Source organism: Microseira sp. BLCC-F43, assembly GCF_041929235.1.
Lineage (GTDB): Bacteria > Cyanobacteriota > Cyanobacteriia > Cyanobacteriales > Aerosakkonemataceae > Microseira.
The window spans coordinates 24,767-42,137 of sequence record NZ_JBHFNP010000131.1 but is presented as its reverse complement, the minus strand read 5'-3'; the positions used below and the strand labels follow the sequence as shown (position 1 = coordinate 42,137).

Below are 17,371 nucleotides of genomic sequence, written 5' to 3'. Positions count from 1 at the left end.
AATCCTTGAATGGGGTAATTTGTCCCAATTTTAACCAAGAGCCAGTCGTTTAAGATGTTCCCTGTTCCTGAGCTTGAGCTTGTTGACTTACTCATTTTAGATCGATTTATCGATCGCTCTCCTTTGACTGTGGCGCCGGATACCCCGCTGATTGATGCGATCGCTTTAATCAACCAAACCAGTGCTGCCTGCGTTCTGGTGGTAGAAGCGGGGCGCTGTATCGGGATATTTACTGATCAAGATGTAGTAAAAATAACTAATAAATCCCTGGAACTATCCAGGGTCAAAATCGAGGAGGTGATGGCGCAACCCGTTATTACGTTGACCCTAACCGGGTCGGAGACGGTATTGACAGTTTTAGCGCTGTTGCGGCGGCATCGAATTCGCCACCTACCCGTTGTAGACGAACAAGGGCAATTGGTGGGGTTAGTAACTCAAACCAATTTGCTGCAAGTATTTAACTCAAAAGAAACTGCCCTTAGCGATATTAGCCAGTGCCAGCAAGTAAAGGAAGCGCTGCAAGCCACCATAGCATCTTTAAGGTTTCAAAAATTTGCCTTATATCAGTCAGCGATTGTAGCGATGACCGACCAAAAAGGCACGCTCACCTATGTCAACGATAAATTTTGTCAAATTTCCCAATATTCCAGAGAAGAACTGATGGGGAAAACCCATCGCCTGATTAATTCTGGTTACCATACCCCGGAATTTTTCCGGGAACTTTGGTCAAGGATTTCTAGCGGTCAGGTGTGGCAGGGAGAGATTAAAAATCAAGCCAAAGATGGCAGCTATTACTGGGTTGATACGACGATTGTTCCCTGTCTCGATCGCGAGGGGAAACCGATGCAATATTTGGCAATCAGGTTTGATATTACCCAACACAAACAGGTAGAAGAAGCGCTGCGGGAAAGCGAAGAACGCTTCCGCCAAGCATTTGAACATGCAGCGATTGGCATGGCGTTAGTATCTTTGTCGGGACGCTGGTTGCAAGTGAACCCTTCGTTGTGCGAAATGTTGGGCTATTCAGAACGGGAATTATTGGATAAAACCTCTCAATCTGTTACCCATCCAGACGACTTAGATACCAGCATAGATCGACGGCGTCAATTGCTAGCAGGTGAAATTCGATCTTATCAATTGGAAAAGCGCTACCTGCACAAACAAGGGAAAGTGGTGTGGGTACAATTGAGCGTGGGGTTAGTGAGAACTTCTTTGGGTGAGCCGTTGTATTTTGTGGTGCAGATTCAGGATATCAGCGATCGCAAACAGGCAGAGCAAGAACGCCTGCAACTATTGCAGCAAGAACAAGCAGCAAAAAACCAAATCTCCAACATCCTAGAAAGTATCACCGATGCCTTTTTGACCCTGGATAGCGAGTGGCGATTGACCTATGTTAACCGGCAAGCGGCGCGGCTGTTGCAGAAGCACCCAAATGAGTTAATTGGCAACAATCTTTGGCAAGTCTTTCCAGATGCAATCAGGACGAAATTCTACCAGGAGTATCATCGAGCTGTTTCAGAACAAGTGAGCGTGGAATTTGAGGAGTATTATCCACCCCTTGCCACTTGGTTTGCAGTCCACGCCTATCCCTCAAAAGATGGGTTGTCGGTTTATTTCCAAGATATTACCAAGCGCAAGCACACTGAGGAAGCTTTGCGAGAAAGCGAAGAACGCTGGCACTTAGCTTTACGGGGTAATAACGATGGGATTTGGGACTGGAATGTCCGCACAAACGAAGTTTTCTTTTCACCGCGATGGAAAGAAATGCTGGGGTATGAAGACCACGAAATTAGCAACCATTTGGATGAATGGGCAAAAAGAGTGCATCCCGATGACTTGGGCTGGGTAACCCAAGCGATCAAAGACCATTTTGCCAAGAAAACCCCGTTTTACGTCACCGAACATCGCGTGCAGTGCAAAGACGGCACGTATAAATGGATACTGGATCGGGGACAAGCCCTGTGGGACTCACAAGGCAAGGTGGTGCGGATGGCGGGTTCCCATACTGATGTTACTGAGCGCCAGCGAGCCTCTGAAGCGCTGAGGGAAAGCGAAGAACGGCTGCGGGTGGCGCTAGAAGCTGCTTGCATGGGGACTTGGGACTGGAATATTCAAACGAACCAAATTAGCTGGTCCCAAAACCTAGAATGCTTGATGGGGTTGACGCCGGGGGGTTTCGACGGTCGTTACGAAACGTTTATTAACTTGGTGTACCCGGAAGATCGAGAGCGAGTGGTGAGAGCGATCGCCCATGCTGTTAAACAAGGAGAAAGCTATGAGATTGAATTTCGGTTTGTCTTACCTGATGGTACAATTCGCTGGGCTGCGAGTAAGGGACAGGTGTTTTACGATGAAACGGGTAAACCCGTTCGGATGGCAGGGGTAGATCGAGACATCACCGCAGCTAAGCAAGCTGAAGAGGAATTAAGGCGTCAAGGGCAGCGATCGCAACTATTTGCCGAAATTACCCTCAAAATTCGCCAATCTTTGCAACCAGACGAAATTCTGCAAACTGCCGTCACCGAGGTGCAAAAACTGCTCGATACCAACCGAGTGCTGATCTTTCGACTGTGGGGCGACGGATCGGGAACGGTGGTGCAAGAAGCTGTGGAACCGGGTTTTACGGCTATTTTGGCTCAAAAAATCACCGATCCCTGCCTGGGACAAGAACACCTAGAGCCATATTGTCAAGGTAGAGTGGCGGCGATCGCCGATGTCGAAACCGCCGATATCGCACTGTGCCATAAGGAATTACTCCGGCAGTTTGGTATCAAAGCCAACCTCGTCGTACCGATTTTAATGCGGGAAAACTGCTGGGGTTTGCTGATTGCCCATCAGTGTTCTAGTCCCCGAAATTGGACTCATTTTGAAATCGATTTACTGCAACAACTCGCCAACCAAATTGGCATAGCCTTATCGCAAGCACAACTATTAGAACAACAAACCCGCTACGCAGAAGAACTCGCTCGTTCCAATGCAGAATTAGAACAATTTGCTTACGTTGCTTCCCACGACTTGCAAGAACCCCTGCGAATGGTGACGAGTTACTTGCAGTTAATCGAACGCAGGTACAAAGACAAATTAGATTACAAGGGAAATGAATTTATTGCCTATGCTGTAGACGGCGCGCGGCGGATGCAAACTTTGATTAACGATTTATTGGCTTATTCGCGGGTTAGCACTCGCGGACAGCCTTTTGTACCAGTTGATTGTAATGAGGTGTTGGAGAATGCCCTAGGGAATCTCAAAATTGCCATCCAAGAAAGCGGCGCAGTTATTACCCACGATGCTTTACCCACCGTCATGGGTGACGCCACCCAACTGACTCAATTATGCCAAAATCTGATCGGCAACGCGATCAAATTCCGCAGCGAACTTTCCCCCCAGGTTCATATTGGAGTAGTTAGGAATGACGCGGAGACTCCGAGACAAGGGAGAGCGGAGAAATTATCAAAAATTATCCCCGCGTCCCCCCTCTCCCTTGTCCCCGCGTCTAGTGAACATGCTCTATCCGAAAGTGAATGGCTTTTCTACGTGCGCGATAATGGAATAGGAATCGAATCCCAGTATGCCGAACGCATCTTTGTCATCTTTCAGCGCTTGCACGCTAGGGGGAAATATCCCGGCACTGGGATTGGTTTGGCAATCTGCAAGAAAATTGTAGAACGCCACTCAGGACGGATCTGGGTCGAGTCCGAACCTGGTAAGGGTGCGATTTTCTACTTTACGATTCCAGATAAAGCGGCTAATAACGTAAGTTGCTAGTTACATCCAAGGACGCTGGTAATGGGTAATCGGTAATCGGTAATTGTCAGGATTCCAGCACCAATGAATCCAATTACCAATTACCCCAGTCAGCAACCTGGTTTCTGCGTCGATTTCTCGCTGTCAAACCCAAGATTTTTCAGAGAAACCGGGTTGAAGTTGCTAGTTATCTCTCTCACAGCGGTTAATGGCTAATGGCTAATGGCGAGATTGCTAAAAATCCTATATTAGCAAGCTTGCAATTAGCCAGCTGGCAACGCCAAAGCTTATAACTAGCAACTTGAGTTAATACTTAATAAATTTTCCACCGATCATCATGGCAATTGAAGTTTTGTTAGTTGAAGATAACCCAGGCGATGCTCAGTTAACCCAGATAGCCCTGGAAGATAGCAAAATAGCTGTTAACTTGAGTATCGTTGAGGATGGCGTCGAAGCAATGGCTTTCTTAAAAAAAGAGGGAAAATTTAGCGAAGCGTCCCATCCTGACTTAGTATTGCTCGATTTGAATTTGCCAAAAAAAGACGGGCGGCAGGTTTTGTTGGAAATGAAAGCCGATGAAGCTCTCAAGCGAATTCCCGTAGTTGTGCTGACGACTTCCCAGGCGGAAGAAGATATCCTGAAAGCCTACGATCTATGTGCAAATTGTTACATTACTAAACCCGTTGACTTCGAGCAGTTCGTTAAAATTGTGCAATCGATAGAAAACTTTTGGTTCACTATCGTCAAACTACCCCCAGAATGAGCTCTTGTGCGCGTGTGCAGGTGTGCCCAATAGATTCCCAAGTAGCAATGAGCAATGAGCAATTAGCAATTCCTATGGCAAAGCAATCGATCAAAGTTTTGTTAGTCGAAGATAACCCCCCAGATGCGCGTCTGTTGGAGGAGTACTTAGACGAGGTTACCACGGCCCAGTTCGACATCAAGCAGGTAGAGTTGCTAGAGGAGGCACTAAAATGTCTCGACGTAGAAAGCTTTGATATTATTCTTTTAGACCTTTCGCTGCCAGATAGCCAGGGGTTCGATACTTTTGTCAAGATTCGCCGTTACGCTCCCAACATTCCGATTGTCGTGCTGACGAGTTTAGATGATGAAACCCTGGCAATGCGGGCGATGCAGGAGGGAGCGCAGGATTATCTGGTAAAAGGGCAGGTGTATGGCAATTTGTTGGCGCGTGCCATGCGCTACGCCATCGAGCGCAAGCGGATCGAGCTGCAATTGCGCCAAAGCGAGGCTAAGTTTAGATCTTTGGCAGAAAATCTCCAGGCAGCCGTCTGGATGGGAAACCCAAATTCAAGTAATAATTTTTACACTAGCCCTGCGTATGAAAAAATCTGGGGTCGAGGGGTAGAGAGTCTGGGCGATCGCCCTGATGCTTGGATCGATGCAGTTTATCCAGAAGATCGGGAGGTTGTACGGTGGAAGCTAGAGCAACAAATCCAGGGCAAACCCACCAATGTAGAATATCGCATCTTGCAGCCGGATGGGTCGGTGCGCTGGATTTGGGATCGCAGTTTTGCCATTCCGGATGAACGGGGAGAAATTTGGTACTTGGGGGGGATTGCAGAAGATATTAGCGAACGCAAGCAGTCAGAAGAATCTTTACTGCGGCGCACGCACCAGTTGGAAGTCCTCTCCCGCGCCACTCGCAAGATTAATACGGTGCTGAAAATACCGGCAGTGCTGGGAACTTTAATCGCGGCGGCAATGGAATTAGTGGGAGCAAGCGCCGGGGTTGCCGGATTGGTAATCGAAGGGAAAATGACCTTCACAGAATACCATCAAAAGGGACAAATACGCCCGCTCAATTTCACTTTCGAGCCGGGAAAAGGAGGTATTGCGGGTTGGTTGATGCTGACAAAGATGCCTTATTATACCAACGATACGGCGCTGGACTCCTATGTTGGGGAAATGCAACGATCTTTGGGGGTGAAAAATCTGGCGATCGTGCCGATTTTTAGCCGCAAAGATGAGTTGATCGGCTGTTTGGAGTTGCACAACAAAGAGTATGACCGATTTAGCGATCGCGACATCACTCTGTTGGAAGGTTTGGCTGCTAGCGCTGCGGTTGCTTTAGAGAACGCAAAAATGATTCTAGAATACAAGCAAGCCGAACAGAAAATCCGCGAACAAGCGGCTTTGCTAGATGTAGCAACCGATGCCATTTTTGTCAGAGATTTAGACAACCAAATTCTATTCTGGAATAAAGGTGCAGAACGCTTATACGGTTGGAAGCCAGAAGAAGTACTGCTAAAAAATACCCAAGATTTTTTGTCCAAGAAAGATCCAACTCAACAGGAAGTAGCATTAAAAGCTACTATCGAGTCGGGGGCGTGGCAAGGCGAGTTGCATAAAGTCAAAAAAGATGGTAAAGAAATCCTGGTAGAAAGCCATTGGACGCTGGTGCGGGATGAAGCGGGAAATCCCAAATCTATTTTGATCGTCGATACAGATATCACCGAAAAAAAACAACTGGAAACGAAATTTTTACGCGCTCAACGGTTAGAAAGTCTGGGGACTCTGGCGAGCGGAATTGCCCACGACCTCAACAATATTTTGACGCCGGTTCTCGCCGTGGCGCAACTGCTACCCCTCAAACTTCCCCACCTCGACGAACAAAGTCAGCGGATGCTTTTGATGCTAGAAACGAATGCCAAACGAGGCGCGGATTTGGTGAAGCAAATTCTATCATTTGCGCGGGGAGCGGAAGGAAAGCGCACGAGCGTGCAACTGAAGCACTTGCTTTTAGATATCGAACAAATTGCCAAACGCACGTTTCCCAAAACGATTGAAATTGAATCCGATATCCCCTCAGAATTATGGACTGTTTCTGCGGATGCAACGCAACTGCATCAGGTGTTTATGAACCTAGTCGTGAATGGACGCGATGCCATGCCGCACGGGGGGACTTTGAGCATTAGCGGCGCCAATATTAACATCGATGAAAGCTATGCCAGGATGAACGTTGAAGCTACAGTGGGTGCGAAGGTTGTCATTACAGTCAGCGATACGGGTGTTGGCATCCCTCCAGAAATTATCGATCGCATTTTTGACCCGTTTTTTACCACCAAAGAAGTAGGTAAAGGCACGGGGTTGGGTTTATCTACGGTACTGGGTATTGTTAAAACTCACGGCGGTTTTGTAGAAGTATCGAGTCAGGTAGGCGCGGGGAGTGAATTTAAGGTGTACTTGCCTGCTAGCGAGGGCACCTTGATGCAAGCAGCAATCGAGTTGGAATTATTCTCAGGTAATGGGGAATTAATATTAGTTGTAGATGATGAAGCGGCGATTCGCGAGATTACTAAAGCTACTCTAGAAAGCTACAATTATAGAGTTTTGACTGCCAGCGATGGGATTGAAGCGATCGCAGAATACGCCGAACACATGAATGAAATTTCTCTGGTGTTGATGGATATGATGATGCCGACGATGGATGGTGCGATCGCCAGCCGCACGTTAAGAAAAATGAACCCCCAAGTTGAGATTATCGCCATGAGTGGGTTGACTTCTAGCGATGCGATCGCAAATACCACAAGCATCGACATCAAACAGTTTTTACCCAAACCCTTCACCGCCAAAGAATTGATCGCCGCTTTACAGCGATCGTTCAAAGGGTAATTGGTAATTGCTAATTGCTAATTGCTAATTGTTAATTGGTGACAGGACTTATATCATGTCCGCGAGAGATCGGTAGTGTATAGATGGCTAATGGCTAATTGCTAATTGCTCGCTTGTCAATTGCCTCCAAGAGCAGCGATTAGCGATTAGCTATTAGCAGTTACACAACCGTTGCAAGAGGAAATGATATTACGCAACATCTCTATATGTATGATGCCTTAACGCAGTGTAATATCGTTGACGGTGGCATCGGAATTACGACCTGTAGGGGCAATTAGCAATTAGCCATTAGCCATTAGCAATTACCTAATTTTATTGCGATTTAACCGCCAAGTTTTTAGTCAATTGGATAATTTTTTTAAACTGGAAGTTTTCGATTAAATCCGTCAGAGCATTTGCTAAAGCTGCCTGTTCGGCTGGGATTTCCTCAATCAACTCCAAAATAACATCGTCGCAGCATTCAGATGCAGCCTCATAAACTTTTTTGACCCATGCGGGTGGCATTTGAGATAAGCGACCCTGATAATCCGCTTCGGATAAAAATTTGCCTACTTTCTTAGTTTGAGCTTCTGTGCCGCTGGTTTGTTGTTCGTAATCATATTTAACGTTGAGATATTGTCTAATTTTTTCAAGGAAGATTTCCGTTTGCAGTGGCTTGCCAATAAAATCATCGCACCCCGCTAATAAAATTTTTTGTCGCTGTTCCTCAAAAGCACTAGCCGTTAAAGCAAAAATTATAGTTGGTTGGTCATTGGTAATTGACGAGCCTTCCTGTCGTTTTTGCTCCTGATTTCTAATTTGTCTAGTTGCTTCGTAACCATCTATTACCGGCATCCGTATATCCATTAAGATTAAATGAGGTTGCCAATTTTCCCAGGTTTCTATTGCCTCTTGACCGTTTTCGGCTTCGCACACAGAAAAGCCGATTGATGTTAGTAATTTTACTAACAAAATCCGGCTTTCCCAAACATCATCAACGACTAAAATGCGATATTCTGGTTGGTTGTTGGATAAACGAAGGACTTTTTGTTGTGACCGATTTTTTTGCACAAGCGCCGTGTCAGCTAAACTGATTGTAATATCAAAGGCGAATAAGCTTCCTTTGCCTGGGGTACTGCTGACTTTAATGTTTCCCCCCATTAAGTGTACGTATTTTTGGCTAATTGGTAAACCTAAACCCGTTCCTTGCCCAGATTTTCTCCCCGTTGCTGTTTGTCCGAATGGTTCAAATAACAGGTGAATTTCTTCAGCAGCAATGCCGGAGCCAGTGTCTTCAACTTCAAAACATAAGCGGTAATTGGTAATTGGTAATTGGTAATTGGTAATTGGTGATTCTTGTACATTTTCGTTCCCTGGCAGATCCTGGGAACGAGGGTCATGGGTAATGGGTGATTCTTGTCCATTTTCCATTACCAATGACCGATTACCCAATTCTGATTTGACGCGCAATGTCACGCCGCCATAAGATGTAAATTTGATGGCATTTCCCAGAAGGTTGAGCAAAACTTGACGTAATTTTCCTTCATCAGTTCGCACATACCTAGGAATGTTGGAGCTATATTCAAAAAGCAGTTGCAAGCCTTTGGAATCAGCTCTTATTTGCAACATTTTATATAAATTATCTAGCAGTTGGAACAAGTCAAAGCTGGTTTCATTGAAGGTGACTCGGCCTGCTTCGATTTTGGAAACTTCTAAAATATCGTCGATTAATCCAAGTAAATGTTCGCCAGCGCGATTGATAATAGCTAAGTTTTTCTGATTTTCTAAAGATAGAGATTTATCCCGATTCATTATTTGGCTAAAGCCGAGAATAGCATTGAGCGGGGTTCTCAATTCGTGACTCATATTGGCGAGAAATTCGCTTTTAGAACGATTGGCGGTATCGGCGGCTAATACAGCTTGTTGTAAGGCTTCTGATTGCTGTCTGGTTTTGGCGAGTAATTCTGCCTGCTGCAGGGCCACTCCTAGTTGATTGCCGAAGTGGACGACCACATTAATTTCTGTTTCTTTCCATTGACGGGGCTTTTGATTTTGATAAGTTGCGAGCAATCCCCAAAGTTTATCGCCACAAAAGATGGGAACCGTGATGTAGGATCTGGCTTGCAATCGCTCTAAAAGTTGGACATAACAAGGTTTGAATCCTGCTTGATAAATATCTGGAACTGCCAGGTAATGAATTCCTTGACTGTAGGCTCCTCCTTGAGTTTTTTGCAAATAAGTATCCTGGAGCGAATTCGTATTACTTAAGTTTTTGACGACGCAATCTTTGTGTGATATAGCATTATTTAAGCTCGCCCGGTTAGAGCGCTGCAACAGCGAAGGCCATTTCTGACTAACCGACTCGGCGACAAACTCACCGCTCCAGTCTGGATTGAATCGATAGAGTAAGACGCGATCGCATTTAATCGCTTGACGCAATTCTTCCGTTGTGGTGGCAAATATTGTTTCGATGTCCAAGGTTTGGCGCATTTTTTCGATCGCGGTGGAAAGCGCTTTTTCCCGTTGCAAGCTTTCTTGCAAAGCTTCCTCTGCGTGTTTGCGCTCGGTGATATCGATCAAGCAACCAATACATTCAATCGGTGACCCATCAGCGTCGCGGATTAACCTAATGCGATCGCTCATCCAGTGGTAAGTTCCGTTTTGGTGTCGAAATCGATATTCGCCGGTGTGAAAACCTTGTGAAAATAGTTGCGTTGTTAATTCTTCTTTAATGCGCTCCACATCTTCCGGGTGAATCTGGCGATACCAGAAGCCAGAATCTGCGATTAATTCGCGCGCCTCGTAACCCACCAATTGGCTGACATTCTGGCTGATAAAAGTCGTGCCGAAATCTGGGGTCGCTTTGCAGCAATAAATCACCGCCGCACTCGATGAGAGGAGATATTCGAGTCGTTCGGTAGCAGAACGCAACTCGGCGGTGCGGTGTTCTACCTGGCGTTCTAATTCCTGAGTGTATCCGGTGAGAATTTCTTGTGCTTGCTTGCGATCGCTGATATCGTATAACGTCGTTAACAGCGTATGGCGCCCATCGAGGGGCAATGGATGAATCGAAGCGGAAACCCAGATCTTCCTACCCGAAGCGCAATTTATCTGAAGTTCGTAGTCTCGCACGTATCCCTGCTGTTCTAACAGGCGCAACAAGTTCTCCTCTTCGGCGGGATTGGCGTAGAATTCTCGCAGATAGTGACCAAGTATCCCACTGGCTTCAATGCCGAGTTGCTGGCTCGCGGTTGAGTTGGCGTAGGTTATAACACCATCTTGCCGTTGTGTCAAGAACATCAGCACCGGAGTTGATTCGGCGATCGCTCGCAGCAAGTCCTCGCTCTGGCGCACCGACTCGACTGCTTGGGTGTAAAGCTCGTACTCGATAAAATCGCCGTGCTGGGTGGTCGTTTGCAAGATTAGTTCCAAGTCTGCCTTGTCTCTGGAAACTGTTTCCAGAATCTGCTGCAACGCTGCCTGAGCTAGCTGGCGTTGGGCGATTTCTGCGCGCAGTTTCTCGTTGGCGTCGAACAACTGCGCTTCGATCGCATCTCCATGTTCTGCGGTGGTTAACAGCGTCATCTGAAGATCGCTGTTTTCCCGCAAGAAGCGCGCATTTTCCAGTCGCAGACGCGCGATCTCTGCTAGAAGTTGTTGCCGCTCATCGGTGTTCCAGTTAGTGTCCGCCATGCTTTAATTATCAACCATGACCAGAAGCGCAAAACCCCCGTCGTTTACGCGCCCGATGTACCGCTTGCCGGACTTTTAAGTCCAGTCAAAGCGCAACTGTGCTAAAAAAGGTTTCGTCAGTACAAGACGTTAAAACCTACCCCTGGACTGGGGGAAAGTTGACGACCGAGGATCCCGTTGCCAGATTAGGATAGCAGACTGCCTTTAGGTATAAGGATGGCGCTAAGGTTTCCTGAGTTCTCAGGATATTAAGACCGCAATGTCTTAAGAATCCCCGTACCAATAGGCGCGGGGAGTGTCAAGCAAACTCTAACTGCAAACTCGGCATTAGTCGCTGTAGATTCCTGAGACTTCGCATCTGCCAAGAAATTCTGCTCGCTCCTAGCAAGGTCAGCTGCACGTTCGGTTTCTGACGCATTTGGATCGCAAACATCGACAGCATACTGATACCGGAACTGTTGAGAAATTCTAGTTGCCGCAGATCCAGGGTAAATGCTGAGGTCTGTTCCGCAATCTTATTCAGCAGATCTATGACTGGCTGGTATTCTTCTATACCGTTTAACCGCAGCATCCCTCGAAAGAAAACGGTTGCAGTTTCTGGATCGTAGTAGATGCTGTATTCGCCGGTTGTGATTTCCACAAATTAATTCCCCGAGTAATATGGTATGTTTAGAGTCTCACATAATTACAGGTTTGATAGACATTTATTCGATTAGCCTAATCTAACCATTTTGTAAGGAGTAACCCTGACTGGACGTACTACAACGCCCTGTATCCCCTCTGTAAAAGCGTTGGGGAATACTTTGCGGATAATATTGGCGCAGTTTCGGGGGAGCAAAAAACTTTTCTTTTTGCTCGTTGTATGCTGTAGTTGCTGCCAAGAACGATTTCCAGCTTTCCTGTAGTCTTAATAAAGTTTGCTGACTCACTAGAGCTGGCAGTGCGGCATAATCCGGTGTGCCTTGGCAAAGTTTTTGAACTTGATAATAATCTAGGTATTCTCCTGAATTAATAAACTTTTGTCTAATTAAATAATTAGCGTAATTGAATAGATTTTTGGAGATAAAGCATAAATTGTCTAGCTGTTGATAAAGCCAGTGGTGACTAGAGATAATATGCTTTTCGACTAGCTGCATTACCAACACCGACAACTTGTGAATAATTTACCACAATTGGCTAGCAATGGTTATAATAAGTTGAGTGAAGTTTTATCATACCAGATAGAAAGGGTACAGCTATCAACCAAACCATGGACAAAAGGGGACAACTAGCGCATCCACCCGACAGATAGCCAGTCTGAGCGAAAGCTAAGTTTTGAGGGTCATGACACCAAAAGGTGCTTTCGGTGATTGTAGCATTGTCGTCAATCGTTAAACATCTGTCACGACTGACGCACGACGAGAAAATCAACCGGGTTTCTGCGTCGATCTATGATTGCCTTGCCCAAGGATTTCTCGGATCGCCCTTTGTTTCTTTGCGTAAGTGTTGTTTGTTAAAAAAACCCGGTTTCTTAAACGTTTCAATTCAAAAAAACTCTTGTGGGGTGGGACGTATTGCCCGCCCCAGGTATTGTTGCCAGAGGTCTATTGACTATCGCCCAAATAGACACCCAAAGAGCGAGCGGTTTGAACTAAATACCCGTTAGGATCTACACCTGACGGACTGTGTTGCAATACTTCTTCGATCGGCATTGGCACGACTTGTCCATTTTGCCAAGTAACAATGCAGTTGTATTTTTCTTGCGCCACCATGTCCACGGCAACTTTGCCAAAAGTTGTCGCCAACAAGCGGTCTAAAGCAGAGGGAAGACCGCCCCGTTGGATATGCCCCAAAACGGAAGTTCGCACGTCAATTTGATTGTTAGTGCAGCGAATAATTTGATCGGCGATATATTGTCCCATGCCGCAGGTTGGCTTTTGATTGGGTTGGCAAACGTTTTCGCAATCCTTGGTATCGATTGCTACTTTAGCGCCTTCCGCAACGACAACGATCGCAAAACGGTGTCCCCAGCGATTGCGTAGTTCCGCCAGATGGTTGCAAATCCCTTGAATCGAATAGGGAATTTCGGGAAGGATAATACAATCTGCACCCCCCGCAATGCCAGAATGAAGCGCCAAATGTCCCGCCGTGCGTCCCATCACTTCTACAATCATCACGCGATCGTGACTGGCAGCGGTATAAATTAGGCGGTTAAGCGCATCAACAACCGTATTTACCGCGCTATCAAACCCGACCGACCAAACAGTTTGTGCCACGTCGTTATCAATTGTCTTGGGAATTGCGACCAAATTCCAATTGCCCTGCAAAGCTAACTCGTGAAGAATCATCAAGCTACCATCGCCACCCACCGCAATCAAGGCATCTAATCCTAACTTCTCGTAACTAGCAAGAATTTGGCTCGCTTGCGCTAACGTATCTCCTTTATTGATACTGCCCAAAATAGTGCCGCCCAGACTCAGCAAAGGATCGATACCGTGCAGATCTAAACCGTGGCAATTCAACAGCATCGTCTTGCCTTCCAGGAGTCCTTGCGTAGCGTAAGGAATGCCCACAACTTCCCAATCATAGGTCAGCGTCGCGTGTCTAACCACAGCACGAATCACAAAGTTGAGTCCGGGACAGTCCCCGCCGCTAGTGAGAATGCCAATCCGTTTTTGCGGTTTCATATGTTTAGGTGATTGGTGATTGATGATTGGTAATTGGTAATTGCTAATTGGTAATTGCTAATTGCTAATTGCTGATTTCAGATCTGCTATGTAAAATCTAAAATTAGCCATTAGCCATTAGCCATTAGCCATTAGCCATTAACCATTAGCCATTAGCCATTAGCCATTAGCTATTAGCCATTAGCCATTAGCTATTAGCCAGCCATTAACCATTAGCCATTAGCCATTAACCATTACCGATTCGGGTTTATAACTTTGAATCGCTCGCATGTACTGCACCCGTTCAAAAGCACTCTTGTCGGGGCAGTTTTGCTGACTCATGCTACCCTGCATTTGCTTGACAGATTCGTATTCGTGTTTTTCCATCCATTCGCGCATTTCTTGCTCGATAACTCGCATGTGTTCGATACCGTGGCGCAGCAGGACGGAACAAAGCATGGTAACGCTCGCACCTGCCATCAGCATTTTCAGCACATCCGGTGCTTTGTGGATGCCGCTAGTAGCCGCTAAGCTAACATTAATGCGACCGTAGAGAATTGCAATCCAGCGCATTGGGAGGCGCATTGCTTGAGGAGTACTTAACAAAACATTGGGTTCAACCTCCAGCATTTCTAGATTGATATCTGGTTGATAGAACCGATTAAATAGTACCAGCCCATTCGCCCCAGCTTCTGTCAATCTTTTAGCCATATTTGCCATATTGCTGAAGAAAGGGCTAAGCTTCACCGCCACTGGAATTTTCACCGCCGTCTTAACAGCACGAAGGATATCGATATAGTTTTGTTCGACCTCGTAGCCGGTCATTGACATGTCAGTGGGGACATAATAAATATTTAATTCCAGTGCATCTGCGCCTGCTTGTTCGATTTGTTGGGCGTAGTCGATCCAGCCGCCGACGGTGGAACCGTTGAGGCTAGCAATGATAGGAATATCTACCATTTGTTTAGCCATGCGGATGTGATTGAGGTATTCTTCTACGCCCACGTGAAAGATTTCTGGTTCGGGAAAATAAGTGAGGGCTTCGGCAAAACTTTCGGTGCCGTAAGTTAAATGATGGTGCAATTCGTAGCGTTCTTGCCGGATTTGTTCCTCAAATAAGGAATGCAAAACAATTGCCCCTGCACCCGCATCTTCCATCCGCTTGACATTAGCAACATTTTCTGTTAAAGGTGCTGCGGCGGAGGGGACTAGAGGCGATCGCAGCGTCAATCCCATGTAAGTAGTCGTTAAATCCATATTCGTTTCTCCTTCGTTCTACATTAATATCCTGTACTGCAAAGGTTGTGTATAGTAGGGGCGGGTTTTACCAACCATTCTGTGGAGGGCACGAGATATTTCGTTAAACCCGCCCCGACGTGCAGCTACCGATGTAACCAAACTTGATATAACTCGTATCTTGCTATGGATGAACTCGCGTTCTTTTGTGGTTTTTCCACCGCAATGGTAGGAACATGGAGGTTCTTCTTTTGTACTCGATATATTCGCGTCCAAATTCTTTCTCCATATCCCGCTCTTCTTTCTTAGCAAGACGATAGTATATAGCCGCTAGAATGGGCCACATAATTAACAAAGGAATCGTTGCCCATTCAAAAATCATTCCCAAGGTAATCAGCAGGAAACCTGTATATTGCGGATGACGAATATATGAGTAGATTCCCTTGGTTACCAGCTTGCCTTTTCCTTCCTCCTTACTCCAATAATGTTTGTAAATCTCCTTCCATCCCAGAATTACTAAAAGCGCGCCAATTAAGGATATAGCAACTCCGATGTACATGCCCCAAAAGCCGATTTGGTTAATCAAAGTATGTCCCCACAGGAACCCTTCAGGAAGTGTAAAACCAAATAGCCATGTCACGACATACAAGCTGAACGGTATGCCAAACATTTCCAAAGCAAAAGCGACGACAAATGCTAAGTAAACGCTGGTCGGATGTTTCTGACTCTTTTTGTAAAAAGGTATAAAAGCTACAAACAAACCGTAGAGAATTATCCACAAAATTACGGCTTCCCATCGTCCGTAATGACTCCAAACTGCTTCTTTCATAAATCCTCCTTGTAAAAATAGTCAAACATTCAGCAAAAAAGAAATAAAAAATCAGACATTTTTTTCTGGCTTCTGACGGGCAGGATGCCCATCCCACAAGAGTTAATTTTTGCTTGTTTGGTAGGCGTCCTGCCTGCCCCAAAATTCACTGAAAATACCTCACACCTACTCATCTCCTCACCTGCTTCTCATCATTAGCTAGCACGCTGTTGATAGCATTTTACTCTCAACTTCGACTCCGGCAATCTCTCGCGCCATTTGCTTGGCAAAAGTTTCTCCTTTTTCGCCTAATTCGTCGGGAGTAGTGCAGAAGGGAACGACGTATTTGCCAATTACGTGAGAACTACAATACGCCATCATGCGGTCAAATATCTCTTGAATCAGGTCGGCATTTTGTTCCACTGGACCGGCACAAGTTACCAAGAGTGCTGTTTGCTTCCCCGCACCTAGTGTATGGATGATTTGATGATCTTTCGATTTAACCAAACAGTAATGCCGGTCAAGTAAGGTTTTCATTTGAGCCGAAAAAGACCAGGCATATAACGGTGTGGCGTAAACAACAACATCCGCAGCTAGTATGCGATTGAGAATCTCTAGCGCATCATCTTTTTGCACGCATCCCGGTTCATCAATGTTGTCCTGACAAACATTACATCCCAAGCAACCATTGATCTTGTAATCTGTAACGTTAATCCGTTCCACTTGATGCACGGGGGCAACTAAATCTTCAAATTGTTTCAACACTGTAGCAGTGTTACCATGTTTTTTTGGGCTTCCTAAAATTGTTAAGATTTTCATAAAATACGCTCCTTTGAGATTCGATTTAAAATTTCCAGGACTTACGCAAAGCCTCTATCTGTAGGGGGCGTTAGCGAAGCGCGTAACGCACCATATTTGGTGTCGCTGCGTAAGTCCAGATCTCAACTCTCTCGTTCATTCACTCAAACCCATTTGTCCTCGAAAACCAGTAATCAGACGGGTTCCATCTTTGAAAATGTGAATTTCTACTTGGTCGCTTGCCCAGGTGATTTTATCTTCAAAAGCTGGATTCAATACCCGCACCCGTTGATTGCGGGAAGAGACGGGCGAATCAGGAGAATTAATCGCTAAAGATTCCACGTAAGGGCCATCGACTAAAATGTCTAATTGTTCGAGTAATTCGCTTGCGCCTGCGGGTGCATTTTCCCCTTGCAATTCTGGCAAAGTATAGCCGCTAAAAGACATGACGTTTAAACCGGCTACTTTTAATTTTCGGGCTAATTGAGCGAGGGCGGGTGCTTGCAGGAAAGGTTCTCCTCCGGAAAAAGTAACGCCTTCGTTGCGGGGATTGTTTAAAATTTGCGCTGCCAATTCATCTACCGCAATTAATTGGTTAATTTCAAACGACCAAGAAGCGGGATTAAAACATGCAGCACATTCTCGCTTGCAACCTTGTACCCACACCACGGCGCGGCAGCCTGGGCCATTGACTTCTGATTCGTCAACGTAACCCATAATGTTGAGGTAACCGGGGGGAATTTCTACTTCTGATACCGATTGGGTTGTGGAGTTCATGGCTGTTTCTCGGTAATTGGTAATTGGTAATTGGTAATTGCTAATTGCTAATTGG

Annotated in this window: 11 protein-coding genes; 3 read left to right on the top strand and 8 right to left on the bottom strand. The window is 45.9% G+C overall.

Annotated features, from left to right (window positions below; genetic code table 11):
* The first annotated feature begins 54 nt into the window (after positions 1–54).
* From ACE1CM_RS18375 to ACE1CM_RS18365, 3 genes are all read left to right on the top strand, one after another.
* Positions 55–3,765: a PAS domain S-box protein gene (locus ACE1CM_RS18375; RefSeq protein ID WP_374879099.1), complete on the top strand. Its 3,711-nt coding sequence runs from the start codon at positions 55–57 to the stop codon at positions 3,763–3,765.
* A 316-nt stretch (positions 3,766–4,081) separates the two neighbouring features.
* Complete coding sequence (locus ACE1CM_RS18370) at positions 4,082–4,507, top strand: response regulator (protein WP_226584554.1); 426 nt, start codon at positions 4,082–4,084, stop codon at positions 4,505–4,507.
* A 47-nt stretch (positions 4,508–4,554) separates the two neighbouring features.
* Positions 4,555–7,380: a response regulator gene (locus ACE1CM_RS18365; RefSeq protein WP_374879097.1), complete on the top strand. Its 2,826-nt coding sequence runs from the start codon at positions 4,555–4,557 to the stop codon at positions 7,378–7,380.
* A gap of 312 nt (positions 7,381–7,692) precedes the next feature.
* On the opposite strand, the gene ACE1CM_RS18360 is transcribed toward ACE1CM_RS18365, so the two are convergent.
* From ACE1CM_RS18360 to ACE1CM_RS18325, 8 genes are all read right to left on the bottom strand, one after another.
* Entirely contained in the window at positions 7,693–11,052 is a 3,360-nt protein-coding gene (locus tag ACE1CM_RS18360) for a PAS domain S-box protein (protein ID WP_374879095.1), read from the bottom strand.
* A gap of 298 nt (positions 11,053–11,350) precedes the next feature.
* The gene (locus tag ACE1CM_RS18355; protein WP_374879093.1) at positions 11,351–11,692 is read right to left on the bottom strand and encodes a hypothetical protein; all 342 of its coding nucleotides are present in this window, start codon (positions 11,690–11,692) and stop codon (positions 11,351–11,353) included.
* 82 nt (positions 11,693–11,774) lie between these two features.
* A complete protein-coding gene (locus ACE1CM_RS18350; RefSeq protein ID WP_374879091.1) occupies positions 11,775–12,188 on the bottom strand; it encodes a transposase in 414 nt (137 codons plus the stop codon).
* Positions 12,189–12,635: 447 nt separating this feature from the next.
* Positions 12,636–13,718 (bottom strand): ATP-dependent 6-phosphofructokinase, encoded by a 1,083-nt coding sequence (locus ACE1CM_RS18345; protein WP_374879090.1) that lies wholly within the window; start codon positions 13,716–13,718, stop codon positions 12,636–12,638.
* Between the two features lie 219 nt (positions 13,719–13,937).
* On the bottom strand, positions 13,938–14,954 hold the full coding sequence (locus ACE1CM_RS18340; protein WP_374879089.1) for a dihydroorotate dehydrogenase-like protein: 1,017 nt from the start codon (positions 14,952–14,954) through the stop codon (positions 13,938–13,940).
* A gap of 163 nt (positions 14,955–15,117) precedes the next feature.
* The gene (locus tag ACE1CM_RS18335; RefSeq protein ID WP_374879088.1) at positions 15,118–15,762 is read right to left on the bottom strand and encodes a methyltransferase family protein; all 645 of its coding nucleotides are present in this window, start codon (positions 15,760–15,762) and stop codon (positions 15,118–15,120) included.
* Between the two features lie 198 nt (positions 15,763–15,960).
* Complete coding sequence (locus ACE1CM_RS18330; RefSeq protein ID WP_374879087.1) at positions 15,961–16,560, bottom strand: flavodoxin family protein; 600 nt, start codon at positions 16,558–16,560, stop codon at positions 15,961–15,963.
* A gap of 135 nt (positions 16,561–16,695) precedes the next feature.
* The gene (locus ACE1CM_RS18325) at positions 16,696–17,316 is read right to left on the bottom strand and encodes a 4Fe-4S single cluster domain-containing protein (protein ID WP_374879085.1); all 621 of its coding nucleotides are present in this window, start codon (positions 17,314–17,316) and stop codon (positions 16,696–16,698) included.
* Positions 17,317–17,371: the final 55 nt, after the last annotated feature.

Coding starts and splice junctions, on each gene's coding strand:
- ACE1CM_RS18325 (WP_374879085.1), bottom strand. CDS start 17,316: ATGAACTCCACAACCCAATCGGTATCAGAAGTAGAAATTCCCCCCGGT.
- ACE1CM_RS18360 (WP_374879095.1), bottom strand. CDS start 11,052: ATGGCGGACACTAACTGGAACACCGATGAGCGGCAACAACTTCTAGCA.
- ACE1CM_RS18365 (WP_374879097.1), top strand. CDS start 4,555: ATGAGCAATGAGCAATTAGCAATTCCTATGGCAAAGCAATCGATCAAA.
- ACE1CM_RS18335 (WP_374879088.1), bottom strand. CDS start 15,762: ATGAAAGAAGCAGTTTGGAGTCATTACGGACGATGGGAAGCCGTAATT.
- ACE1CM_RS18375 (WP_374879099.1), top strand. CDS start 55: ATGTTCCCTGTTCCTGAGCTTGAGCTTGTTGACTTACTCATTTTAGAT.
- ACE1CM_RS18350 (WP_374879091.1), bottom strand. CDS start 12,188: ATGCAGCTAGTCGAAAAGCATATTATCTCTAGTCACCACTGGCTTTAT.
- ACE1CM_RS18340 (WP_374879089.1), bottom strand. CDS start 14,954: ATGGATTTAACGACTACTTACATGGGATTGACGCTGCGATCGCCTCTA.
- ACE1CM_RS18330 (WP_374879087.1), bottom strand. CDS start 16,560: ATGAAAATCTTAACAATTTTAGGAAGCCCAAAAAAACATGGTAACACT.
- ACE1CM_RS18370 (WP_226584554.1), top strand. CDS start 4,082: ATGGCAATTGAAGTTTTGTTAGTTGAAGATAACCCAGGCGATGCTCAG.
- ACE1CM_RS18345 (WP_374879090.1), bottom strand. CDS start 13,718: ATGAAACCGCAAAAACGGATTGGCATTCTCACTAGCGGCGGGGACTGT.